The organism is Streptomyces sp. MK7 (assembly GCF_032658145.1).
In the GTDB taxonomy this organism is placed as follows: domain Bacteria; phylum Actinomycetota; class Actinomycetes; order Streptomycetales; family Streptomycetaceae; genus Streptomyces; species Streptomyces spiralis.
Map to the genome: position 1 here is coordinate 216003 of NZ_JAVACL010000004.1, position 21568 is coordinate 237570.

17 protein-coding genes and 2 pseudogenes are annotated in these 21568 nt (G+C 71.4%); 12 read left to right on the forward strand and 7 right to left on the reverse strand.

The window, feature by feature from the left end:
- Positions 1–60 precede the first annotated feature (60 nt).
- The 3 genes from R2S09_RS07725 (at position 61) to hutH (ending at position 3805) form a co-directional block, all read left to right on the forward strand.
- Positions 61–855 (forward strand): enoyl-CoA hydratase/isomerase family protein, encoded by a 795-nt coding sequence (locus tag R2S09_RS07725; protein ID WP_306186180.1) that lies wholly within the window; start codon positions 61–63, stop codon positions 853–855.
- A 120-nt stretch (positions 856–975) separates the two neighbouring features.
- Positions 976–2127, forward strand: a complete 1152-nt coding sequence (locus tag R2S09_RS07730; RefSeq protein ID WP_316740228.1) for a GGDEF domain-containing protein — start codon at positions 976–978, stop codon at positions 2125–2127.
- Between the two features lie 109 nt (positions 2128–2236).
- On the forward strand, positions 2237–3805 hold the full coding sequence (gene hutH, locus R2S09_RS07735) for a histidine ammonia-lyase (RefSeq protein ID WP_316740338.1): 1569 nt from the start codon (positions 2237–2239) through the stop codon (positions 3803–3805).
- An 82-nt stretch (positions 3806–3887) separates the two neighbouring features.
- On the opposite strand, the gene R2S09_RS07740 is transcribed toward hutH, so the two are convergent.
- Positions 3888–4250 carry an LAETG motif-containing sortase-dependent surface protein gene (locus tag R2S09_RS07740; protein WP_306186175.1) on the reverse strand — a complete coding sequence of 121 codons (363 nt, stop codon included), beginning with the start codon at positions 4248–4250 and terminating at the stop codon, positions 3888–3890.
- 528 nt (positions 4251–4778) lie between these two features.
- Between R2S09_RS07740 and R2S09_RS07745 the strand changes: the two genes are divergently transcribed.
- The 3 genes from R2S09_RS07745 (at position 4779) to R2S09_RS07755 (ending at position 8355) form a co-directional block, all read left to right on the forward strand.
- A complete protein-coding gene (locus R2S09_RS07745) occupies positions 4779–6026 on the forward strand; it encodes an Ig-like domain-containing protein (RefSeq protein ID WP_316740229.1) in 1248 nt (415 codons plus the stop codon).
- Positions 6027–6166: 140 nt separating this feature from the next.
- The gene (locus tag R2S09_RS07750) at positions 6167–7624 is read left to right on the forward strand and encodes an ABC transporter permease (protein ID WP_316740230.1); all 1458 of its coding nucleotides are present in this window, start codon (positions 6167–6169) and stop codon (positions 7622–7624) included.
- Positions 7625–7671: 47 nt separating this feature from the next.
- The gene (locus R2S09_RS07755; RefSeq protein ID WP_306186170.1) at positions 7672–8355 is read left to right on the forward strand and encodes an ABC transporter ATP-binding protein; all 684 of its coding nucleotides are present in this window, start codon (positions 7672–7674) and stop codon (positions 8353–8355) included.
- An 82-nt stretch (positions 8356–8437) separates the two neighbouring features.
- Here R2S09_RS07755 and R2S09_RS07760 read toward each other — a convergent pair whose 3' ends face one another.
- The gene (locus tag R2S09_RS07760) at positions 8438–9361 is read right to left on the reverse strand and encodes a helix-turn-helix transcriptional regulator (RefSeq protein WP_316740231.1); all 924 of its coding nucleotides are present in this window, start codon (positions 9359–9361) and stop codon (positions 8438–8440) included.
- A 169-nt stretch (positions 9362–9530) separates the two neighbouring features.
- Here R2S09_RS07760 and R2S09_RS07765 point away from each other — a divergent pair, with 169 nt between their 5' ends.
- Positions 9531–10577: an NAD(P)-dependent alcohol dehydrogenase gene (locus tag R2S09_RS07765; RefSeq protein ID WP_306186166.1), complete on the forward strand. Its 1047-nt coding sequence runs from the start codon at positions 9531–9533 to the stop codon at positions 10575–10577.
- Positions 10578–11017: 440 nt separating this feature from the next.
- Here R2S09_RS07765 and R2S09_RS07770 read toward each other — a convergent pair whose 3' ends face one another.
- Positions 11018–11908, reverse strand: a complete 891-nt coding sequence (locus tag R2S09_RS07770; protein ID WP_316740232.1) for a trypsin-like serine protease — start codon at positions 11906–11908, stop codon at positions 11018–11020.
- Between the two features lie 177 nt (positions 11909–12085).
- On the opposite strand from R2S09_RS07770, the gene R2S09_RS07775 reads away from it, so the two are divergent.
- The 3 genes from R2S09_RS07775 to R2S09_RS07785 are packed head-to-tail and all read left to right on the forward strand — an operon-like array spanning position 12086 to position 15787.
- On the forward strand, positions 12086–12607 hold the full coding sequence (locus R2S09_RS07775) for a (2Fe-2S)-binding protein (protein WP_306186164.1): 522 nt from the start codon (positions 12086–12088) through the stop codon (positions 12605–12607).
- Positions 12594–13583 (forward strand): xanthine dehydrogenase family protein subunit M, encoded by a 990-nt coding sequence (locus tag R2S09_RS07780; RefSeq protein WP_316740233.1) that lies wholly within the window; start codon positions 12594–12596, stop codon positions 13581–13583. Before R2S09_RS07775 ends, R2S09_RS07780 begins: the two co-directional genes overlap by 14 nt.
- Entirely contained in the window at positions 13580–15787 is a 2208-nt protein-coding gene (locus R2S09_RS07785; protein ID WP_316740234.1) for a xanthine dehydrogenase family protein molybdopterin-binding subunit, read from the forward strand. Before R2S09_RS07780 ends, R2S09_RS07785 begins: the two co-directional genes overlap by 4 nt.
- A 101-nt stretch (positions 15788–15888) precedes the next feature.
- Here R2S09_RS07785 and R2S09_RS07790 read toward each other — a convergent pair.
- The 3 genes and pseudogenes from R2S09_RS07790 to R2S09_RS07800 all read right to left on the reverse strand — a co-directional run.
- Positions 15889–16158, reverse strand: a pseudogene (locus R2S09_RS07790) (hypothetical protein); the annotation flags it as partial.
- The gene (locus tag R2S09_RS07795) at positions 16155–16508 is read right to left on the reverse strand and encodes a DUF6247 family protein (RefSeq protein WP_316740339.1); all 354 of its coding nucleotides are present in this window, start codon (positions 16506–16508) and stop codon (positions 16155–16157) included. The pseudogene R2S09_RS07790 and the gene R2S09_RS07795, both read right to left, overlap by 4 nt.
- 386 nt (positions 16509–16894) lie before the next feature.
- Positions 16895–17533: a hypothetical protein gene (locus tag R2S09_RS07800; RefSeq protein WP_306186160.1), complete on the reverse strand. Its 639-nt coding sequence runs from the start codon at positions 17531–17533 to the stop codon at positions 16895–16897.
- A gap of 578 nt (positions 17534–18111) precedes the next feature.
- Here R2S09_RS07800 and R2S09_RS07805 point away from each other — a divergent pair.
- Entirely contained in the window at positions 18112–19890 is a 1779-nt protein-coding gene (locus tag R2S09_RS07805) for a multicopper oxidase (protein WP_316740235.1), read from the forward strand.
- A 410-nt stretch (positions 19891–20300) separates the two neighbouring features.
- Positions 20301–20945 carry a CBS domain-containing protein gene (locus R2S09_RS07810; RefSeq protein ID WP_306186157.1) on the forward strand — a complete coding sequence of 215 codons (645 nt, stop codon included), beginning with the start codon at positions 20301–20303 and terminating at the stop codon, positions 20943–20945.
- A gap of 301 nt (positions 20946–21246) precedes the next feature.
- Here the strand turns inward: R2S09_RS07810 and R2S09_RS07815 are convergent.
- Positions 21247–21522: pseudogene (locus R2S09_RS07815) on the reverse strand (peptide-methionine (S)-S-oxide reductase); the annotation flags it as partial.
- Between the last annotated feature and the right edge of the window lie 46 nt (positions 21523–21568).

Genomic DNA, 21568 nt, shown 5'->3' on the forward strand with positions numbered 1-21568 from the left:
GGGGCGCGGCTGCCATGATCGGGGCGTACGTCGTTAACCCGCGTTAACCCGGAGGGTGTCATGAGCGAGGAGCGGTTCGGGGAGTTCGTGCTGGTGCGGCGGCACGAGTACGTCGCGGAGCTCGTCCTCGACCGGCCCAAGGCCATGAACGCCGTGTCGACGGACATGGCCCGCTCGATCGCCGGAGCGTGCGCCGCGCTCGCCGCCGACCGTGACGCGCGCGTCGTCGTCGTGTCCTCGTCGCACGAGCGGGCGTTCTGCGTCGGGGCCGACCTGAAGGAGCGGAACTCCTTCAGCGACGCGGACCTGATGAAGCAGCGGCCGGTCGCACGCGGGGCGTACACCGGCGTACTGGAGCTGCCGATGCCCACGATCGCCGCGGTGCACGGGTTCGCGCTCGGCGGCGGGTTCGAGCTGGCGTTGTCCTGCGATGTGATCGTGGCCGACCGTACGGCCGTGGTGGGGCTGCCGGAGGTGTCCGTCGGGGTGATCCCGGGCGGCGGCGGTACGCAGCTGCTGCCGCGGCGGGTGGGTGCCGCGCGGGCGGCCGAGCTGGTCTTCACGGCACGCCGCCTGGAGGCCGCCGAGGCGCACGAGCTGGGGCTCGTGGACCAGCTGGTCGACGAGGGCCGCGACCGGGCGGAGGCCCTGGAGCTGGCCTCCCGGATGGCCGCGAACTCGCCGGTCGGCCTGCGCGCGGCCAAGCGTGCCCTGCGCCTCGGGCACGGGCTGGATCTGCGGACCGGCCTGGAGGTGGAGGACGCGGCCTGGCGGTCGGTGGCGTTCTCGGCGGACCGGGCGGAGGGCGTCGCCGCCTTCAACGAGAAGCGCGCCCCGCGCTGGCCGGGCGAGTGACCGCGGCGCGTCGGTTCTCGGGCGGGCGCGGCGTGTCCGCTTCTGAGCGGGCAGGCGGTGCGGCCCACCGACAGGCGCATCAATGTCCCGGATTGTGCAAAACATCCCTAGCCTGGGGGAATGGGCGAGAACAGGCGGCTGGCCGCCGTCGTGGCGTTGGCGCAGGGGATGGCCGCGGCGCACACTCCGCGTGAGTCGTGGCGGGCGGCGGCGCTCGGCGCCTGCCGGGCGCTGGAGGGGAGTTTCGCCGCGCTGTCGGTGTGGGAGCGCGACCGCGGCCGGCTGCGGGTCCTGGTGAACGTGGGGGACCGCGCGCCCGGGGAGGAGGAGTTCCCCGAGGACGAGACCTACCCCGTGCACCAGTTCCCGGAGATCACGGAGTTCCTGCACGAGCGGTGGGCCGCGGGCGGTGAGCCGGACGCCTGGGTGGAGGCCGCCGAGGGACCCGCGGCCGGCCGCCCCGGCTACTGCCACCAGCGGGTCGCGGCCCTGCGGCGGCGCGGCCGGGGCTGCTGCGTGGTCGCGCCGATCGTGCAGCACGGACGCGCCTGGGGCGAGCTGTATGTCGCCCGCTCGTCCGGCGACCCCTTCTTCGACCGCGCCGACGCCGACTTCGCCACCGTCCTGGCCGCCGTGGTGGCCGCGGGCCTGGCGCAGACCGAGCGGCTGGAGGAGGCCCGCAGGCTGGCCTTCACCGACGCGCTCACTGGGCTCGCCAACCGCCGGGCCGTCGACGTGAGGCTGGAGGAGGCCATCGATCGGCACCGCGCGGACGGGACCGTGGTCAGTCTCGTCGTCTGCGACCTCAACGGCCTCAAGCGGGTCAACGACACCCTCGGTCACGCCGTCGGCGACCGGCTGCTCGAGCGGTTCGGGTCCGTGCTGTCGCTGTGCGGTGCGATGGTGCCCGGTGCCCTCGCGGCCCGCCTGGGCGGGGACGAGTTCTGTCTGCTCTCGGTCGGCTCGCCCGCCGACGAGGTGGTCAAGGCGGCCGACGAGCTGTGCCGGCGCGCCGCCGAGCTGGAGCTGGGGGAGGGCGTCGCCTGCGGGGTGGCCTCGACCGAGGACGCGATCGGGCCGGTGCCGTCGGCCCGGCGGCTGTTCCGGCTCGCCGACGCCGCGCAGTACCGGGCGAAGGCGCTGCGCGCCGACCGGCCGGTGGTCGCCGGCCGGGAGGGACCGGAGGATCCGGTGGTCCGCCTGGCCGACGAGCCCACTCCCGAGCCGCGGGGCGCGGGCGAGCGGCGTCGCTTCCGCGGCCGCCGGCCGTGACGCGGTGCGCGTACGTGCCCGTGGCGTGGGTCACCCGCGTGGTAAGGGGTGCACCCGGCACCCACTAGTGACATCTCCGCATTCACTGCGTACGCTCCTGAATATGGATATGCACACAGTGGTGGTGGGGACATCCGGTGTCACCGCGTCCGACGTTCTCGCCGTGGCGCGCGGCGGCGCGCGGGTCGAGCTCTCCGGGGAGGCGGTGGCGGCCCTCGCGGCGGCCCGGGAGGTCGTGGAAGCGCTGGCGGCCAAGCCCGACCCCGTCTACGGCGTCAGCACCGGCTTCGGCGCCCTCGCGACCCGGCACATCAGCCAGGAGCTGCGCACCCGGCTGCAGCGCAACATCGTCCGCTCGCACGCCGCCGGCATGGGCCCGAGGGTGGAGCGCGAGGTCGTACGGGCGCTGATGTTCCTGCGCCTGAAGACCGTCTGCTCCGGGCACACCGGTGTGCGCCCCGAGGTCGCGCAGACCATGGCCGACGTCCTCAACGCCGGGATCACCCCGGTCGTGCACGAGTACGGCTCGCTCGGCTGTTCCGGCGACCTCGCCCCGCTGTCCCACTGTGCCCTCACGCTCATGGGCGAGGGCGACGCCGAGGGCCCGGACGGGACCGTCCGCCCGGCGGCCGAACTCCTCGCCGAGCACGGCATCCAGCCCGTCGAGCTGCGCGAGAAGGAGGGCCTGGCCCTGCTCAACGGCACCGACGGCATGCTCGGCATGCTGATCATGGCCCTCGCCGACCTCGACACCCTCTACAAGTCCGCCGACATCACCGCCGCCCTGTCGCTGGAGGGGCTCCTCGGCACGGACAAGGTCCTCGCCCCCGAGCTGCACGCCATCCGCCCGCACCCCGGCCAGGGCGCCAGCGCCGCCAACATGCTGGCCGTGCTGAAGGGCTCGGGCCTCACCGGCCACCACCAGGACGACGCACCGCGCGTCCAGGACGCCTACTCGGTGCGCTGCGCCCCGCAGGTCGCCGGCGCCGGCCGGGACACCCTCGCGCACGCCCGCCTGGTCGCCGACCGCGAGCTCGCCTCCGCCGTGGACAACCCGGTGGTGCTGCCTGGGGGCACCTCCCAGGCGTTCAGCACTGGGGGAGGACGGGTGGAGTCCAACGGCAACTTCCACGGTGCCCCGGTCGCCTACGTCCTGGACTTCCTCGCCATCGCCGCCGCCGACCTCGGCTCCATCGCCGAGCGCCGCACCGACCGGCTGCTCGACAAGAACCGCAGCCACGGCCTGCCGCCGTTCCTCGCCGACGACGCCGGCGTGGACTCCGGCCTGATGATCGCCCAGTACACGCAGGCCGCGCTGGTCAGCGAGATGAAGCGGCTGGCCGTACCGGCGTCCGCGGACTCCATCCCGTCCTCCGCCATGCAGGAGGACCACGTCTCCATGGGCTGGTCGGCGGCGCGCAAGCTGCGCACGGCCGTCGACAATCTGACCCGGATCATCGCCATCGAGCTGTACGCGGCCGCACGCGCCGTCGAGCTGCGCGAGGGCCTGACCCCGGCTCCCGCGAGCCGGGCGGTGATCGACGCCGCCCGGGAGGCGGGCGTGGGCGGTCCCGGCCCGGACCGCTTCCTGGCCCCCGACCTCGCCGCCGCCGACGCCTTCGTGCGCGACGGCCGCCTGGTCGCCGCGGCGGAGACCGTCACCGGCCCGCTTCAGTAGGCCGGGCCCGCGTCGGCCCGCGTCGGCCCGCACCGGCGGGCGCGGGTCGCACCGGCGGCTGCCGGTGCCGGCGCCGGGAACGTCAGAAGCCGAGGCGTTCCCGGCGCACCGAGTACACGACGAAGCCGGCGCCGACGGCGAGGAAGAGCGTGCCGCCGGCGACGTAGGGAGTGGTGTCGACGCTTCCCGTGTCGGCGAGTTCGGTTCCGTCCGTGGACGGGGAACCCGCCTGGGTCCCGGCCCGCGAGCCAGGCCCCGTGATCGCCCGCGCCGCCACGGACGTCGAGGCGGCCCGCCCCTGCTCGGTGACGTGCGCCGTCGACTCCGCCGAGGTCACCGCTCTGGCCGACGCGTCCGTCGCGTTCGCGGAGGGGACGAACCACAGGGCGCCCAGCAGGGTGCCCGCGGCGGTGGCGGTCAGCAACGTGCGGCGAGCGGATGACACGGAATATCGATCCCCTTGTGGCGCTGGTGAATTGGCCGTGTGGGCTGAGCTGATGTTAGTGAAAGTGGTGGGTCACGGGAAAGTCACGGGAGGTTTGAACCCTCGGGGCTCCTGTGGCCGGAGGCACCGACGAGGCACCGACGAGGCACCGTTCAACGGGGATTGGCGAGAGTTGTCGGCAGCATGTGACAGACAACACAGTGGTGGCCTGGCGGAATCGGCGGGTCCGCTCGTACTGATCGGCGAAGGCGAGACGGCGGAGCCGGCGAACGCCCGGACCGGCCACGGATCGCACGACATGCCAGGTGCCACCCCGGTTCGCCGCACCCCGGGCCCGGCGAGGATGATGGCGACCGGCACGCGCACCACCCGACGCCCACTCGCCCACCCGCCCGACCGTCCCGGCGGACGTGGCGAGGCACACATCAGTGCGGCCTCGGGAACCGGACGAAACGGTCGTAGCGTTGATGAATCGCGACGGGGGACGCGTGGGGTCTTGGGGAATTCGCAACGATGGAGAAGCGTTTGATGACGAACAGTAAGCGGCGCAGGGCCCTGATGGCCCCGTCCGCACTGCTCGGCGGTGTGCTGGTGCTCTCGGCCTGTTCCGGCAGCGGCAACGCGGCCGGCAAGAACGGCGGCGACACCTCGCAGGCAAAGGCCGACAAGGCGGCTGCGCAGCAGTCGTCGGAAGCCCAGATCAAGATCACACCGGCGGACGGCTCCGACAACGCCTCCATCAACAACTCCGCCGTCGTCACGGTCGCCAAGGGCACGCTGACGAACGTCACCATGACGACGGTCGACGGCAAGGCCGTCCCGGGTGAGATATCCGCGGACAAGACGAGCTGGAAGCCGGGCGCCCAGCTCGACCGCGCCACCACCTACAAGATCGCCGCGACCGCCACGGACGCCAAGGGCCGTGCCGCCCACGAGAACGCCTCCTTCACCACGGTCGCCCCGGCGCACAGCTTCATCGGCTCCTTCACGCCGGACAACGGCACCACGGTCGGCGTGGGCATGCCGGTGTCGATCAACTTCGACAAGGCGATCACCAACAAGGCGGCCGTCCAGAAGGGCATCACCGTCACCTCCTCCAGCGGCCAGGAGGTCGCCTGCCACTGGTTCGGCACGCAGCGCATGGACTGCCGGCCCGAGCAGTACTGGCAGGAGAACTCCACCGTGACGCTGAAGCTCGCCCTCGACGGCGTCCAGGGCGCCCCGGGCGTCTACGGCGTCCAGCAGAAGACGGTCACCTTCCACATCGGCCGCAACCAGGTCTCCTACGTCGACGCGAAGACCAAGCAGATGAAGGTCACGCACGACGGCAAGGTCGTCAAGACCATCCCGATCTCCGCCGGCGCCCCCGAGCACACCACCTACGAGGGCCAGATGGTGATCTCCGAGAAGTTCCAGCAGACCCGGATGAACGGTGCGACGGTGGGCTTCACCGACGACGACGGCAAGGGCGAGTACGACATCAAGGACGTGCCGCACGCCATGCGTCTGACGACGTCCGGCACCTTCATCCACGGCAACTACTGGGGCGCGCCGTCCGTGTTCGGCAACGTCAACACCAGCCACGGCTGTGTGGGCCTGCAGGACGTCAAGGGCGCGGGCGACTCCAGCACGCCGGCCGCCTGGTTCTACGGCCACTCGCTGATCGGTGACGTCGTGGTCGTGCAGAACACCGGCGACAAGACGGTCTCCCCGGACAACGGCCTCAACGGCTGGAACATGAGCTGGGCGCAGTGGAAGGCCGGCTCCGCCGTCTGATCCGCCGTCAGTCTCCGTGCCGATGCCGCCCTCCGGGGCGGCATCGGTCATGTCGGGGCCGTGTCTCTCACAGTCCCTTCTCATGGTTCTCTGATGACGGCCTTATCCCTTCATCACGCTGCGTCCCTACCTTGCGGCGCATGTTCTTCACCTACCTGAGGCGCGAGCTGCGCCGCCGCAGAAAGGCGGCCCTCGTCGTCGCCTCCGGCCTCGCGCTGGGCATCGCGCTGGTCATCGTGGTCAACTCCGTGTCCAACGGCATGGGCAAGGCCCAGGACAAGGTCCTGCAGTCGCTGTACGGGCTGGGCACGGACATGACCGTCACCAAGGCGGCGAACCCGGACGGCGACGGCGCGCAGCGGCCGCGCTTCAAGTTCGGCGCCAAGGGCGACGGCGACGACTCGTCGCAGAGCAGCGACGTGGTCATGGCGCAGGGCTTCACCACCCTGCCCACCTCGACGGTCACCAAGGTCGCGGACCAGAAGGGCGTGTCGTCCGCCGTCGGCGGGCTGAGCCTGCGCGTGGTGAAGGTCGACGGCCAGTTCACCCGCGGCAAGTTCCAGCAGGACCAGAGCACCGGCGGCAAGCGGTTCGAGGGCGGCCAGCCCCCCCAGGGCAAGGTCGTCGGCGGCGGCGCCGACTTCGACGTCAACCAGTACACGGTCTACGGCACCGACGTCACCCAGCCGGCGCTCGGCCCGCTGACCTCCTCGAAGATCACCAGCGGCCGTACCTTCAGGACCACCGAGACGGACGCGAAGGTCGTCGTCGCCGACTCCGCGTACGCAAAGGAGAAGAAGCTCAAGGTCGGCGGCACGGTCACCGTCAAGGGCGTGAAGTACGAGGTGATCGGCATCGCGACCGCCGACAGCGGTGACGCGGCGGCCAACCTGTACATGCCGCTGAAGCAGGCGCAGACGCTCAGCGACAACAAGGACAAGGTCACGACGATCTACGTCAAGGCGACCGACTCCCAGGAGATCGGTTCCGTCAAGAGCGCCATCCAGAAGAACGTCTCGGGGACCACGGTCACCACCTCCGCCGACCTGGCGAAGACCGTCTCCGGCTCGCTGTCCACCGCCTCCGACCTGGCCACCACCGTCGGCAAGTGGCTGTCGATCACGGTGCTGGTGGCCGCGTTCCTGGTCGCCGGGCTGCTGACCTCCTCGGCGGTCTCCCGCCGGGTCCGCGAGTTCGGCACGCTCAAGGCGCTGGGCTGGAGGTCCGGCCGGGTGACCCGGCAGGTGGTCGGCGAGGCCGTCGTCAACGGACTGGTCGGCGGCGCCCTCGGCATCGCGCTCGGCCTGGCGGGCGCGTACGCGGTGACCGCCGTCAGCCCGACCCTGCAGGCGCAGCTCGGCGGCTCCGGCGGGGGCGGCGAGGGTCTCGGCGCCAGGTTCGGCGGCGGGGGCGGCCTCGGAGGCCCCGGCCGGCAGGCCGCGAAGTCCCTGGAGGTGGCGCTCACCGCACCGGTCAGCCTCACCACCATCGCCGTGGCGGTCGCCCTCGCCGTGGCCGGCGGGCTGATCGCGGGAGCGTTCGGCGGCTGGCGGGCCTCCAGGCTGCGGCCGGCCGACGCGCTGCGACGCGTCGAATAGCACCCGCGCCGCCCCACCCCGTCACGCACCCCAGGAGTTGCCACACCATGTACGAACTCACCGGCGTCACCAAGCGCTACACCCGCGGCAAGGAGATCGTCCTCGCCCTCGACGGCGTCGACCTGACCATCCCCGACGGCGACCGGCTGGTCATCCAGGGCCCCACCGGCGGCGGCAAGTCCACCCTGCTGCAGATGCTCGGCGGCCTGGACCGGCCCACCTCCGGCCAGGTCGTGCTCGACGGCACCGACATGGCCCGGCTGCCCGAGGCCCGGCTCACCAAGGTGCGCAGCGAGAACATCGGCTTCGTCTTCCAGTCCTTCAACCTCATCCCGACGCTGACCGCGCAGGAGAACGTGGAGACCGCCCTCGTACCCCTCGGGATCAAGGCCAGGGACCGGCGCGAACGTGCCGCCGAGGCACTGAGGTCGGTGGGGCTCGGCGAACGGCTCGGCCATCTGCCCGGCGAGATGTCCGGCGGCCAGCAGCAGCGCGTCGCGATTGCCCGCGCCCTGGTCAAGCAGCCCAAGGTGCTGCTCGCCGACGAACCCACCGGCAACCTGGACGAGTCGACCCGCGACGAGATCATGGACGTACTCGAACGCATGTGGAAGGAGCACGGGCTGACGTTCGTCATGGTCACCCACGACTCCGCGCTCGCGAGGAAGGCCCCGCGCGTGGCGACCATCCGCAAGGGCCGCATCACCGTCAAGGACAACGCACGGGCGTGACCCACACCGACCCGGCCGGTACCCCGGCAGGCGGACACCGCCTGCCGGGGCCGGTCGGGGCGGTCGGGACAGGTCGGGGCCGCTAGCTCCCGGTCCCCGCCCTGGTGGCGTCCGCGCCCCAGCTGGCCAGCAGTCGCAGCGCCTCCGCCGACGGGGAGCCCGGCTCGGCGTGGTAGAGGACCATGGACTGGTCGGCGTCGTCCGCGAGCTTGAACGACTCGTAGCGCAGATCCATTTCGCCGGCCAAGGGGTGGCGCAGGCGCTTGACGCCGTGGCTCTTCTCCTTGACGTCGTGGGCGGCCCACAGCCGCCGGAAGTCCTCGCTCTTCACCGACAGCTCACCCACCAGCGCGGACAGCCGGGGATCCTCCGGATAGCAGCCGGCCTCCATGCGCAGCCCGCACACGACGTCGATCGCCTTCTGCTCCCAGTCGAGGTACAGGTCCCGGTACTCGGGCTTCAGAAAGACCATCCGCGCCCAGTTGCGCTCCTGCGCCGGCATCTGGGACCAGTCGCCGAAGACCGCCGCCGCCATCCGGTTCCACGCCAGCAGCTCGGCGCGCCGCCCCACGACGTACGCCGGGACCGCGTCCAGCGTGTCCAGCAGCTGCCGCAGCGAGGACCGCACCTGCTGGGTCGGTGCGGCCTGCTTCTTCTTGTGCTTGGGCTTGGCCAGATGGGTCAGGTGGGCGTGCTCGGCGTCGGTGAGGCGCAGCGCGCGGGCGATGGAGTCGAGAACCTCCGCGGACACGCCCTGCCCGTTGCCCTGCTCCAGACGCGTGTAGTACGCCACCGACACCCCGGCCAGCTGGGCCAGCTCCTCGCGGCGCAGCCCCGGCACCCGGCGGTGACGGCCGTAGTGCGGCAGCCCGACGTCCTCCGGCTGCAGCCGGGCGCGCCGGGTGCGCAGGAACTCGCTGAGCTCGGCCCGCCGGTCCAGCCCGGCACGGGCGTCCGCACCGGCACCCGCGGCGGAGGCGGTCGTGCTGTCCGGCTGTTCGTCCATGTCTCCAGTATCCGTGGTCGTACGTACCGCAGCCTGACCCCGCCAGTAGTAGGAACGCCGAACGTAGGCAGAGCTGTGACCTGGGCGAACACTCTCCGGCCCGGCACCCTGGAGAACGTGTCCGGCCGGAAGGCGGCCGGACACGCACAACCCCGAGGAGAACCCCGGCATGACCACCCCTGTTGCCGCGTACGCCGCGCCCGCCCCCAAGGCTCCGCTGGAGCGGACCAGCATCGAGCGCCGGGCGGTCGGTGCGTACGACGTCCTGATCGACATCAAGTTCGCCGGCATCTGCCACTCGGACATCCACCAGGCCCGCGAGGGCTGGGGCGAGGCCATCTTCCCGATGGTCCCCGGCCACGAGATCGCCGGCGTCGTCGCCGAGGTCGGCTCCGGCGTCACGAAGTACAAGGTCGGCGACCACGTGGGCGTCGGCTGCATGGTCGACTCCTGCCGCGAGTGCGACAACTGCAGGGCCGGCCAGGAGCAGTACTGCACCGGCGGCGGCATGGTCGGCACGTACAACGCCGTCGGCAAGGACGGCGAGCCCACCTACGGCGGCTACTCGCAGAAGATCGTCGTCGACGAGAACTTCGTCGTCCGCATCCCCGACGGCCTCTCGCTGGACGTCGCCGCGCCGCTGCTGTGCGCCGGCATCACCCTGTATTCCCCGCTCAAGCGCTGGGGCGCCGCCCCCGGCAAGAAGGTCGCGATCCTCGGCATGGGCGGCCTCGGCCACATGGGCGTGAAGATCGCGCACGCGCTGGGCGCCGAGGTGACCGTGCTGTCGCAGTCCCTGCGCAAGAAGGAGGACGGGCTGCGGCTGGGCGCCGACCACTACTACGCCACCAGCGACCCGAAGACCTTCGAGGAGCTGGCCGGCACCTTCGACCTGATCGTCTCGACGGTGTCGGCGCCGCTGGACTTCAACGCCTACCTGTCCCTGCTGAAGAGCCAGGGCGCCCTGGTGAACGTGGGTGCGCCGGAGGAGCCGATCTCCCTGAACCTCTTCTCGGTCATCGGCGGCGGCAAGACCCTCGCCGGTTCCATGATCGGCGGCATCGCGGAGACCCAGGAGATGCTGGACTTCTGCGCCCGGCACGGCATCGGCTCGGAGATCGAACTGATCAGCGCCGACCAGATCAACGAGGCGTACGAGCGGGTGATCGCCAGCGATGTCCGCTACCGGTTCGTCATCGACACGGCGACGATCTGAATCGACCGGTGACGATCTGAACGGGCGCGGCGACGACACCACGCCGCCCTCGGCCGTCGCGGGCCGGCCGTGGCCCACCGGTTCCCCCCGGGGCCATGGCCGCCGGTCCCGTCAGCCGCTACCGGGGCCGCGGGCTCGGAGAAGTGGGGTCCGGCGTTCACGGCGGCCGGAATCCGTCGGATCCGGATCTGCCGGGGGAGCCATGGAACCGCTGACGGCGGTGACCGCGGGCAGGGCCGCGGCGGGCAGACGGTTCGCGTTCTACGTCTCCGTGCAGCTGACCTCGGTCATGGTCCCGGACTCGTCACCGTGACCTCCCCGGCCGCGCTCATGCCGCACGCCCGGCACCCGGAGGACCTCGGCGCGGCCCTCGGCGACGCCGCGCGGACCGTCCGGGGACCGGCCGTGGTCCTCGTCGACACCACGGCCGGTCCGGACCGTCAGGGCAGCTTGACGAAGGGGGACAGGAAGGCGCGGGCTGCCGGGGTGTCGAGACGGTAGGTCACGTTGGTGGCGTAGCACGGTGTGTCACCGGTGATCGTGGTCGCGGCGAGGATGTTCCTGCCGCCGACGACCGCGAAGTTGGGCCCGCCCGAATCGCCGTAGCAGGCACCGCCGTTGCCCTGAGGTGCGGTCATGGCCAGCCGTATCCAGGCGTTGTTGAGGGCGTCGAAGGTGACGGGTGCCTTCATGCGCACGCCTCCGCCGGGATGGGTCTGCCCGCCCGGACCGTTGACGGCTTCCTGGGTGCCGTACCCGGCGACGAACCAGTCGAGGGCCCCCAGCCCCTGCGGGCCGAGCGCGCCGAACTGGCCGGCGGTCGGGAGGGTGGCGGGCGTGAAGCTCCAGCGCGCCTTCATCTTCTGCGCGGGCAGCTCGATCACCGCGATGTCGTGCGGGTCGGAGGAGGGGCCGGGGTAGGCGGGGTCGGTGTGGGCGGCGCCCTCGACGCCGACGGCGCCCGCCTGCGCGGCCGGATCGCCCGGGTACTTCGTGGCGGCGGCGTCGAGCCCGGCCTGGACGTTCTGGTCCAGCGAGACGTAGAACCGCACGTCGGCCGGCCAGTCCGTGGTGCAGTGGGCCGCGGTCAGGAAGGTGTTCCCGTCGATCATGGTGCCGGAGCAGACCCAGTCGACGCGGTCCGGGGTCGCCGGGTCGCCGTCGTCGTCCCAGGTGGCGACGAGGGCGCCGACCTCGGTGCGCTCCGGCGCGGGGCTCGCGTTGTAGGAGTTGATCGCGGACGAGGGCAGCGCGGTCGCGAGCACGGCGGCACAGGCGGCCGCGGCGACGGCGGTGATGCGGGCCATGGTGGTGGCACGTCGCTTGATCAAGAGAAGACCCTTCGGATGGGTGGGACGGGCGTTCTCCTGTGGGGGGTGTGAGCCGCGATCAGTGAACCGCCTGCGACCGGCCGCGACAAGAGCGCGGCGGCGCCTTGCGGGGCTCTTCGTGACCACACCGCATGCCGAGGCGTGTATGACGGCTATATCGTGACCAGAGTGACAAATATGAGCAGACGGGACACGGACGACCGTCCCGCGGTCATCGAACGGGTCGTGACACTGACGGTGAACGGCCGCCCGCACACCCTGCGCCTGGACACCCGGGTCACGCTGCTGGACGCGCTGCGCGACCGGCTGGGCCTGACGGGCACGAAGAAGGGCTGCGACCAGGGCGCCTGCGGCGCGTGCACGGTCCACCTGGACGGTCGCAGAGTGCTGGCCTGCCTCACTCTGGCGGCCCAGGCCGAGGGCCGGGACGTCACCACCATCGAGGGCGTCTTCGGCACCGACGGCCGCCCCCACCCGGTGCAGCAGGCGTTCATGGAGCACGACGGCTTCCAGTGCGGCTTCTGCACGCCCGGGCAGATCATGTCCGCGATGGCACTCATGGCCGAGGGCCGGACCGGCTCGGACGAGGAGATCCGGGAGTTCATGAGCGGAAACCTGTGCCGGTGCGGTGCCTACCCCAACATCGTGGCGGCGATCCGCGAGGCGGCCGCCCGGGGAGGACACGATGCGCGCCTTTGACTACGTCCGGGCCACCGACACCCGCGAGGCGGTGCGCCTGCTGGCGGACGACCCGGAGGCGTCCTGCCTCGCGGGCGGCACGACACAGCTCGACCTGATGAAGGACGGGGTCCTTCAGCCGCCGCGGCTGATCGACATCACCCGGCTCCCCCTGCACGGCATCGAACACCGTGACGAGTCCCTGCACGTGGGTGCGCTGGTGACCATGGAGGAACTGGCCGCCGACGCCACGGTGGCCGAGCGGCTGCCCATGGTGCGCGAGTCCCTGCTGCTGGGGGCGTCGGTACAGCTGCGGAACATGGCCACCATCGGCGGCAACCTGCTCCAGCGCACCCGATGCCGCTACTTCCGCGACCCCACGGTCCCCGAGTGCAACAAGCGCGCGCCGGGCTCCGGCTGCGCCGCGGTCCAGGGAGCGGCGCGCATGCACGCCGTGCTCGGCGCGAGCGAGCGGTGCATCGCGCTCCACGCCTCCGACCTCGCCGTCGCCCTGGTGGCGCTCGACGCGATCGTGCACATCCAGGGGCCCAGCGGGTCCCGCACCGTGCCGCTGACCGAGTTCTACCTGACGGCGGACGTCAGCCCCGAGCGCGAGACCGTCCTGGAGCACGCCGAGCTGATCACCGGCGTCGAGATCCCGTTGCCGCCGCCGGCCGCCCGGTCGGGCTACCTCAAGGTCCGCGACCGGACGTCGTACGAGTTCGCCCTGACCTCGGCCGCGGTGCAGCTCGTCCTGGACGGCGGCACGATCCTCGAGGCCCGCATCGCCCTGGGCGGCGTAGGGACGAAACCGTGGCGGGCCCACGCGGCCGAACACCTGCTGACCGGCGCGCCCGCCACGACGGCGACGTTCACGGAGGCGGCCGAAGCGACCATGCGCGACGCCTGGACCGTCCCCGGAACGGCGTTCAAGGTGCCGCTCGCCCGGCGCACCCTGGTGCGCGAGCTGCAGACCGTCTCAGGAGTGACCGCATGAGCACCGTGGAGAGCAGGACGCGGATCGGCGCGGGCGTCAACCGCGTCGACGGCCCGCGCAAGGTCACCGGCACCGCCCCGTACCCGATGGACTTCAGCGTCCCCGGCCAGGCCTACGGCGCCCTGGTGCAGTCCACCGTCGCCGCGGGCCGGATCGTCCGCATGCACACCGAGGCCGCCGAGGCCGCCCCCGGCGTGATCACCGTCCTCACCCACGAGAACGCCCCGAAGGTCGGCACGGGGCCGGCCACGGTGCTCGGAGCGTCGCCGCCGTCACCCCTGCGCGACGACCGGATCCTCCACCACGGGCAGCACATCGCCTTCGTGGTGGCCGACACCCCCGAGCAGGCCACCGCCGCGGCGCGCCTGGTGCGGGCCGACTACGAGGCCACGGAGCCGCTGCTGGACCTCCAGGACCCGCGGGCCGAACAACTCGTCGACCCGTGGGGGACGGACACCTCGCGCGGCGACGCCGCCGCGGCACTGAAGTCCGCCGAGGTGACCCTCCAGGCCACCTACACCACCGCCGACAACACCAACAACCCGCTCGGCCTGTTCGCCACCCTGGCCGCCTGGGAGGGCGACGCCCTCACCGTGCACGACACCAGCCAGTGGCCGTCGATGGTGCGCACCACGCTCGCCATGGCCTTCGGCATTCCCGAGAGCTCCGTACGGGTCCTGGTGCCCTACGTCGGCGGCGGCTTCGGCGCCGGGCTGCGCGTGTGGCCGCATGTGATCCTCACCGCCATGGCCGCCCGGATGGTCAATCGGCCGGTCAAGCTGGTGCTGACCCGCCCGCAGATGTTCACCTCCATCGGGCACCGGCCCAGCGGGGTGCAGTGGCTGAGCGTCGGCGCCACCCGCGACGGCGAGCTGGTCGCCCTGGACCACCGCAGCCTCAGCTCCCTGAGCATGGAGGACAACGACTACGAGCCCTTCACCTGGGCGACCTCCTTCGCCTACCGCTGCCCCGACGTGACCACCCAGGACCGGCAGGCCCGGCTCAACATCGCCGTTCCGACATCCATGCGCGCCCCGGCCGAGGCACAGGGCAACTTCGCGCTGGAGTCGGCGCTCGACGAACTGGCCTGCAACCTGCGCATGGACCCCCTGGAGCTGCGGCGGCGCAACCACGCCGACGTCGATCCGCGCAACGGGCTGCCCTGGTCGGGCAAGGCACTCCTGGAGTGCTACGAGGTCGGCGCGCGGCGCTTCGGCTGGTCCGAACGGAACCCAGAGCCGCGCTCCATGCGCGACGGCAACTGGCTCGTCGGCTACGGCATGGCGGGCGCGCTCTTCCCCTACTTCGCGCAGCCCTGCGCGGCGCAGGCCACCGTCCGCAGGGACGGCAGCGCAGTGGTACGCAGCGCGGCCACCGACATCGGCACCGGCACGTACACCGTGATGGCCCAACTGGCCGCCGAGGAACTCGGGCTGTCCCTGGACCAGGTCCGCTTCGACCTGGGCGACTCCGACATGCCCCACTCGATGATGGCGGGCGGCTCAGGCCTCACCGGCGCGCTGGGCAACGCCGTGCACGACGCCTGCCGCCGACTGCTGCGCCAGTTCGCGGAACTCGCACGCGACGACGCCGACTCGCCCCTGCGAGGCTTCTCCCCGGACGACATGGAGTGCACCGACGGGCGGATCCACCCCACGGGCCGCCCCGACCTGGGCGAGCCCTACGCCGACATCCTGGCCCGGCACGAACTGACGGAACTCACCGCGAACGGCAACAGCACACCGCCGGTCCCCACCGAGCTGGGCATGTCCCTGGCCGGCGCGTACGGCGCGAAGTTCGTCGAGGTCAGGGTCGACGCCGACCTCGGACTCATCCGGGTCACGCGGGTGGTCTCCGTGATCGACGGCGGCCGCATCCTCAACGAGAAGACGGCGAGAAGCCAGATCATCGGCGGCACGGTCGGCGGCATCGGCATGGCCCTGCTCGAGGACACGGCCACCGACCCGCGCACCGGGCGCATCGCCAACGGCACGTTCGCCGACTACCTGGTCGCGGTCAACTCCGACATCCCCGACCTGGACGTGGTCTTCGTCGGCGAACCCGACCGCGCCACCGCCACCGGCACCAAGGGCGTAGGCGAGGTCGGCCTGGTCGGCATCGCGGCCGCCATCGCCAACGCCGTCCACCACGCCACCGGAAAGCGCATCCGCGACCTGCCGATCACTCTGGACGCCCTGCTCTGAGCCTGCCGGCGCGACGCCGATGGGACACGGCACCCAGGTCCCGACGAGGCCTTCGGCCCAGGCAGCTCCTGGCGTGCGGAAACGACGACGGGCAATTGCCACAGCGCGTCGAACGGGGGCACGATGCGGACGATGATGATCAGTGGGTCCCGCGGTGCCACGAGGAAGTAGAACCAGCCTCCGGCGGCGTCCATGCGGCGCAGGCCGCCCGGACGGGGGCCGTTGCCGAGGTCGCTGACGTCGATGCCGGTACTGGCAAGGTCGACGAGTTGGCCGGCCAGACGCTCTACTTCCGCCACCACCTGAGCGGGGATGCCGCCCGCCACGTGGGCGTGGTCGGGGTCGTACTCCCAGCGCCACTCCGTGCTCACCGGGCCGACAGGCCGATGGCCGCGTGGGCTTCGTCCAGGATCCGCCCGATCTCGGAGGCGGCTTGCCGTGCCTGGAGGGCGTCGCCCGACTCGGCGGTGTCTTCCCAGCGGCGGAGGTCCGCTGCCAGGTGGGGCTGGCGTTGGATGTGGACGTAGACGGCCCATTGGGCGATGAACCGCTGGAGCGGTGCCAAATCCGAGCTCTGCCGGGACTGATCGGCGGCCTGGTCCAGTTCCCGGGTGAAGGCCGGTAGCGCGGCAGGCGCGATCTGACGGATGGCCTGCCGCAGTGCGGTGACCGTGGCGGGGGGCTGGGGGATGAGCGGTTGCCCAGCGGCGGAGGTGGTCATGGCTGCTCCCATGGGCACGATTCTGATCCCGCGCCTCAGCGTATCGGGCATGGGCGCTTTTCCACCGCTCGAACGAGTGAGGGAGAAGCGATACAGCGACCGAGGTCGTCCCCTCGGACCACATGAGGGTACGACCTCGGTTGCTGTTGACGCGGGGGTGACGCGTGCTGTTCCGGGCGGTCGCGCGTGCGGTGGGCGACGCCACGGCCGCCCGGTCCGTAGGACGGTCCACCGATCTGTGGCTTCCGGTGCCGGCACGACCCCCGTCGGGCAGGATGCCGGATGCCTCCCAGTTCGTTTCGAACGCGTCACTCAGCTTGACCCCCATCCCACCCGGACCGCAGTAACCCGCTGGGTTCTTGTCGCGGTATTGGTGGTGCCAACACTCAACGGTCAAGGCGCGTCTCTGCCGCGTACGTGAGGAGGGCGGCGAAACGCGGCCACACCAGCAGGTAGGTGTTCAAAGGGGTGCAGCCGGGGTTGATGAGGCGGTGGATTCCGCTCACGGTGTCGGTCAGGGCTCGTTGAGTCGGGCGGTCCATCTGTCCGAGGTCCGTGAGACAGGACCCGGCGCAGGCGTCGAGGCGGGCGTGCAGTTCGGCGAGTTGTTGTGCCCGGCTGTGGTCGCAGAGCGTCTCGTCGGGGAACGGGTAGCGTTTGAACGACTCGTGGCGGTCGGCCGCAGCGGCGATGAGTCCCAGATGCGAGGGTGCTGTGTCACTGGGCCAGGAGAGTCCGCGCGGGAATGCCGTGTCGACAGGCCGAGGGGTTCGTCGGCCGGCCGCCTTTTCCACAGAGCGGCGCTCGGCGAGGGCCCGCACCTCCGTGAGCCGGACCGCGCGGCCGGCTTCCAGAGTGTCCAGCCCGCGGAGCATGGCCGCCGGATCCGTGCGCAGATCAGGGGAGGGGCAGGCGGTCGCGGCAAGGTAAGCCCAGGTCGCGTCGAAACCGAGCGGGCAGTAGTGCCCGACGGCACATCTGAGGGCGGTGTGCCGTCGAACGAGGGGCAGCTGCTCGTCGCGCACCCTGCGCGCGTAGGTTCTGAATCCCCCCCGGAGCTGTCAGCCCTCGGCCGGCGCCACACGGATCGGGCAGGACACACCCGTCCCGCCCAGACCGCAGTAACCCGACGGGGGGCACGTTTCGGCGGGCCGCAGAGCGAGACGCTGGGCCGCGGCATCACTCTGGTGGACCAGCGCGGGGCGTCCCATCGGGGCTTCCGTCGCCCGCGGGCTCGTTCGCCCAGTGGCCGACAAGGCCGTAACCGCGCGGCACCTGCGCGTTCCGCGGCGGCCAGTGGACGTCATGCGTATCCACCGGGGTGCTGCGACGATCGTCGGTAACCGGTAGCCGGCCGCGTACGAGGCTGGGCCCGCCGAGGTCCCAGCCCCCAGGCCGCAGGTGCCGTGTCCCACTGACCTGAGCCGAGGTGAGAAGCCCAGTGATCAGCAGACGGATCGTTCTTCATGCGGCTTTGGCGGGCGGAGCGTCACTCTTCTCCGTCCCCGGCACGGCGAGACCGCGGGTTTCGCCGACGGAAGCAGGCCCCCTTGATGCAGCGGCGATACCGAAGTACGCGGCCGAACTTGTGATACCCCCCGTCATGCCGTTGGACAGCGGGGCCGACCGGGACATCTACACGATCGGGGTCCGCCAGTTCCGTCAGCAGGTGCTCCCCCCGGGAATGCCGGCCACAACGGTGTTCGGATACGGCTCGACCGGGCGTCCCGAAACGTTCCACTATCCTGCCTTCACCATTGAAGCCAGGTACGGGCGGACAGTCCAGGTCACATGGGTCAACCAACTGGTCGACACAGACGGCCGCTATCTGCCGCATCTGCTGCCCGTCGATCCCACACTGCACTGGGCGAACCCACCGGGCGGGGCCAGGTGGCGGGACTCCCGGCCCACCTTCCCCTCGACACCCGGGCCGTACCACGGGCCGGTGCCCATCGTCACCCACCTGCACGGCGGGGCGAACACGGAGGAGAGCGACGGCTACGCCGAGGCCTGGTACCTGCCCGATGCGCGGAACACCCCCCGTGGTTACGCCCGAGTCGGATCCTTCTACGAAGAGTTCGCGACGAAGTCCGAAGCGAAGTTCGGCCAGTCCTGGGCCCCCGGCGAGGCCGTCTTCCACTACGCCAACCTGAACCGGGCCGCCACTTTGTGGTTCCACGACCACGCCCTGGGCATCACCCGCCTGAACGTGTACGCCGGAATGTCGGGCTTCTACCTGCTGCGCGGCGGACCGTCGGACCTGGGGGAGGGCATTCTGCCAGGGCCCGCGCCGAGGCTCGGTGATCCGCCGGGCACGCGCTACTACGAGATCCCCATCGTCATCCAGGACCGCTCGTTCCGCACCGACGGGACCCTTTTCTACCCGGCGAGCCGGGCGTCCTTCGACGGCTTCAAGGGCCCTTACTCGCCCGGCAGCGACATCCCGCCGATCTGGAACCCGGAGTATCTCGGCAACGTGATGGTCACCAACGGCAGGACCTGGCCGGTGCTGACGGTGGAGCCGCGCCGCTATCGATTCAGGTTCCTCAACGGCTGCAACGCACGCAGCCTGATCCTCAAGATTGTCGCTGATCCGTTGGGCCACAGGCCTGTGCCGGCAAAACTTGCCCTCTGGCAGATCGGAAGCGACGGAGGCTTTCTGCCCGCACCCGTGCAGCGCGACCAACTGCTGCTCGCGCCCGCTGAACGTGCCGACGTCATCGTCGACTTCTCCTCGGCCCTGGTCGGCACGGAGCTGTACCTGATCAACGAGGGGCCGGACGTCGTGTTCGCAGGGGGAACGGTCGGCGCCGGCTTTCCCGCGGCGAACACGAAGACCACCGGGCAGGTCATGAAGTTCGTGGTCAGACCGCTCGTCGCGGCGGACACCACGACGCCCCCGGCGCGGCTCACACTGCCGCCTTTCGAACCCCTCGGCGCCGCGGACCGTACCCGGCGGGTCAGTCTCGGCGAGGTGGCCTCGGCGCGTGTGCCGGGCGTGAGCCCCCGCGAAGCGCTCCTCGGCGTCATCGGTCCGAACGACAAACCGAAGCTGCTGGGATGGGCGGATCCCATCACGGAGAACCCTGCCGTGGGATCAACGGAGATCTGGGAGATCCACAACCTGACCAAGGACGCCCACCCCATTCACATCCACGAAGTGCAGTTCCAGGTCGTCGACCGGCAAATGCTCCCCGCCGGAGGTCGTCGTCCCCCGGAGGCGTGGGAGCGCGGTTTCAAGGACACGGTGCTCGCCTATCCTCAGGAGGTAACCCGGGTCAAGGTGCGCTTCGGTCAGGCCGGCCGGTACATGTGGCACTGCCACATCCTGGAACACGAGGACAACGAAATGATGCGCCCCCTGCGCGTCGGCCGGCCTTGAACCCGACCAGAGGACCGTCGGGGCCGCTCCGGGGAGACCTCACGGGACGTCCGGCGCCGGGGCGATGCCCGTCGGACAGGGCGCTCCCTCAGTTCGCTCCGGACGGGGCACTTGGCTTGACCCCCGTCCCCGCGAGCCCGTGATGCTACGTGACCTGTCGCTCACCCGGCGCGGCGGGCAGCCTGGCGGACGACACCACGCTGTCGGATGCTCGGCGCTCGACGGAGCGAGTCGGCCACGCGGTGATCGGCTCGCTGGACGCCGCCGTGGGACCGCTGGCCTTCCCCGCCAGGTCGAACGTCACTGGTCGTCGGAGCGGCGTGGTGTTGTCATGGGTAGGGAGACGGGCGTGGACGAGCGGTCGCGAAGGCCGGGCGCCGCGCCGTCGTGAAGCGGAGGAGGCCGATGCCATGCTGCACCGCCGTACGGTCGGTGACGTGATGACCGAAGAAGTCATCACCCTCAGCCCCGACACACCGTTCCACGAGATCGCCTCCCTCCTGGACGCGAACGACATCGCTGCGGCCCCGGTCATCGATGACGAGGGCACCCCCATCGGTGTCGTGTCCGCGTCCGACGTACTGCGGCACGAGACCGGCATGCCCGATCCGCAGGGGCAGGAAGGGAACGACGAGCGCGCGTGGGGCAAGGCTCGGGCCCGGACCGCGGGCGCGCTCATGAGCAGCCCTGTCTTCACCGCCCGTGCCGATTGGACGATCCCCCGGGCCGCGCGGGAACTTCGCAGGCGGCACGTCAAGCAACTGCCGGTTGTCGGCGACCACGGGCTCCTGACCGGCATCGTCAGCCGTAGCGACCTGCTGAACGCCTTCATCCGCTCCGACGTCGACATCCGCGGTGAGGTCGAGCGGGACGTCCTGGGGCGCATCCTCGGTCTGGAAGAGGGCAGCGTTGTGGCCGAGGTCCGGGACGGTGCCGTTACCCTGCGGGGCCACGTCCCGGAACCGCGTCTTGTCCCGGTGGTCGTGGGCCTGTGCCAGGGCGTCGACGGCGTCGTCGCCGTGGACGCCCACCTCGCGGCGGCCCGGGCGGGCTGAATGGTCGCTGCTCCGCGAGCCCGAGCGGTGCACGTCAGGGCGTCGCCCGCGCCTGATCGCTCGATGTCCGGGACTCACGGAACTGTCCAACGAGCTTTAAGAGCCCGGTCCTTGTGGCAGCGTCTTCGTCCGTGGTCAGCGGTCATGTCTCGTGGGCGCGTGGTACAGCGTGGAGTCAGCCGTTTCAGGCGGCCACTGATTTTCGACTGCCGTTCGCTGCGACGGAGAGCACCGGCCGCGGCATCGTGCATGCGCATTGCCGGTGCCACGGCGCCCGCTTCAGTATCTGCCGCACCACCCCCTACTTGTCCGTGACCTCCGGCGCCGGAGCGATGCCCGTCGGGCAGGACGCTCCCCAGTTCGTTTCGAAGGGGGTACTCAGTTTGACCCCCGTCCCGCCCAGCCCGCAGTAACCCGGTGGGTTCTTGTCGAGGTACTGCTGGTGGTAGGCCTCCGCCGGGTAGAAGGGGCGGTCGGTGGAGGGGAGGATCTCTGTGCTGATCGTGCCGTGGCCGGCGGCGGTGAGGACCTGCGGGTAGGCGGCTCGGGAGGCCTCGGCGGTGGCGGCCCGGGCGGGGGCCGAGCAGCGGGTTGCCGAGGACCGTGTGGCGGTCAGGCCGTGA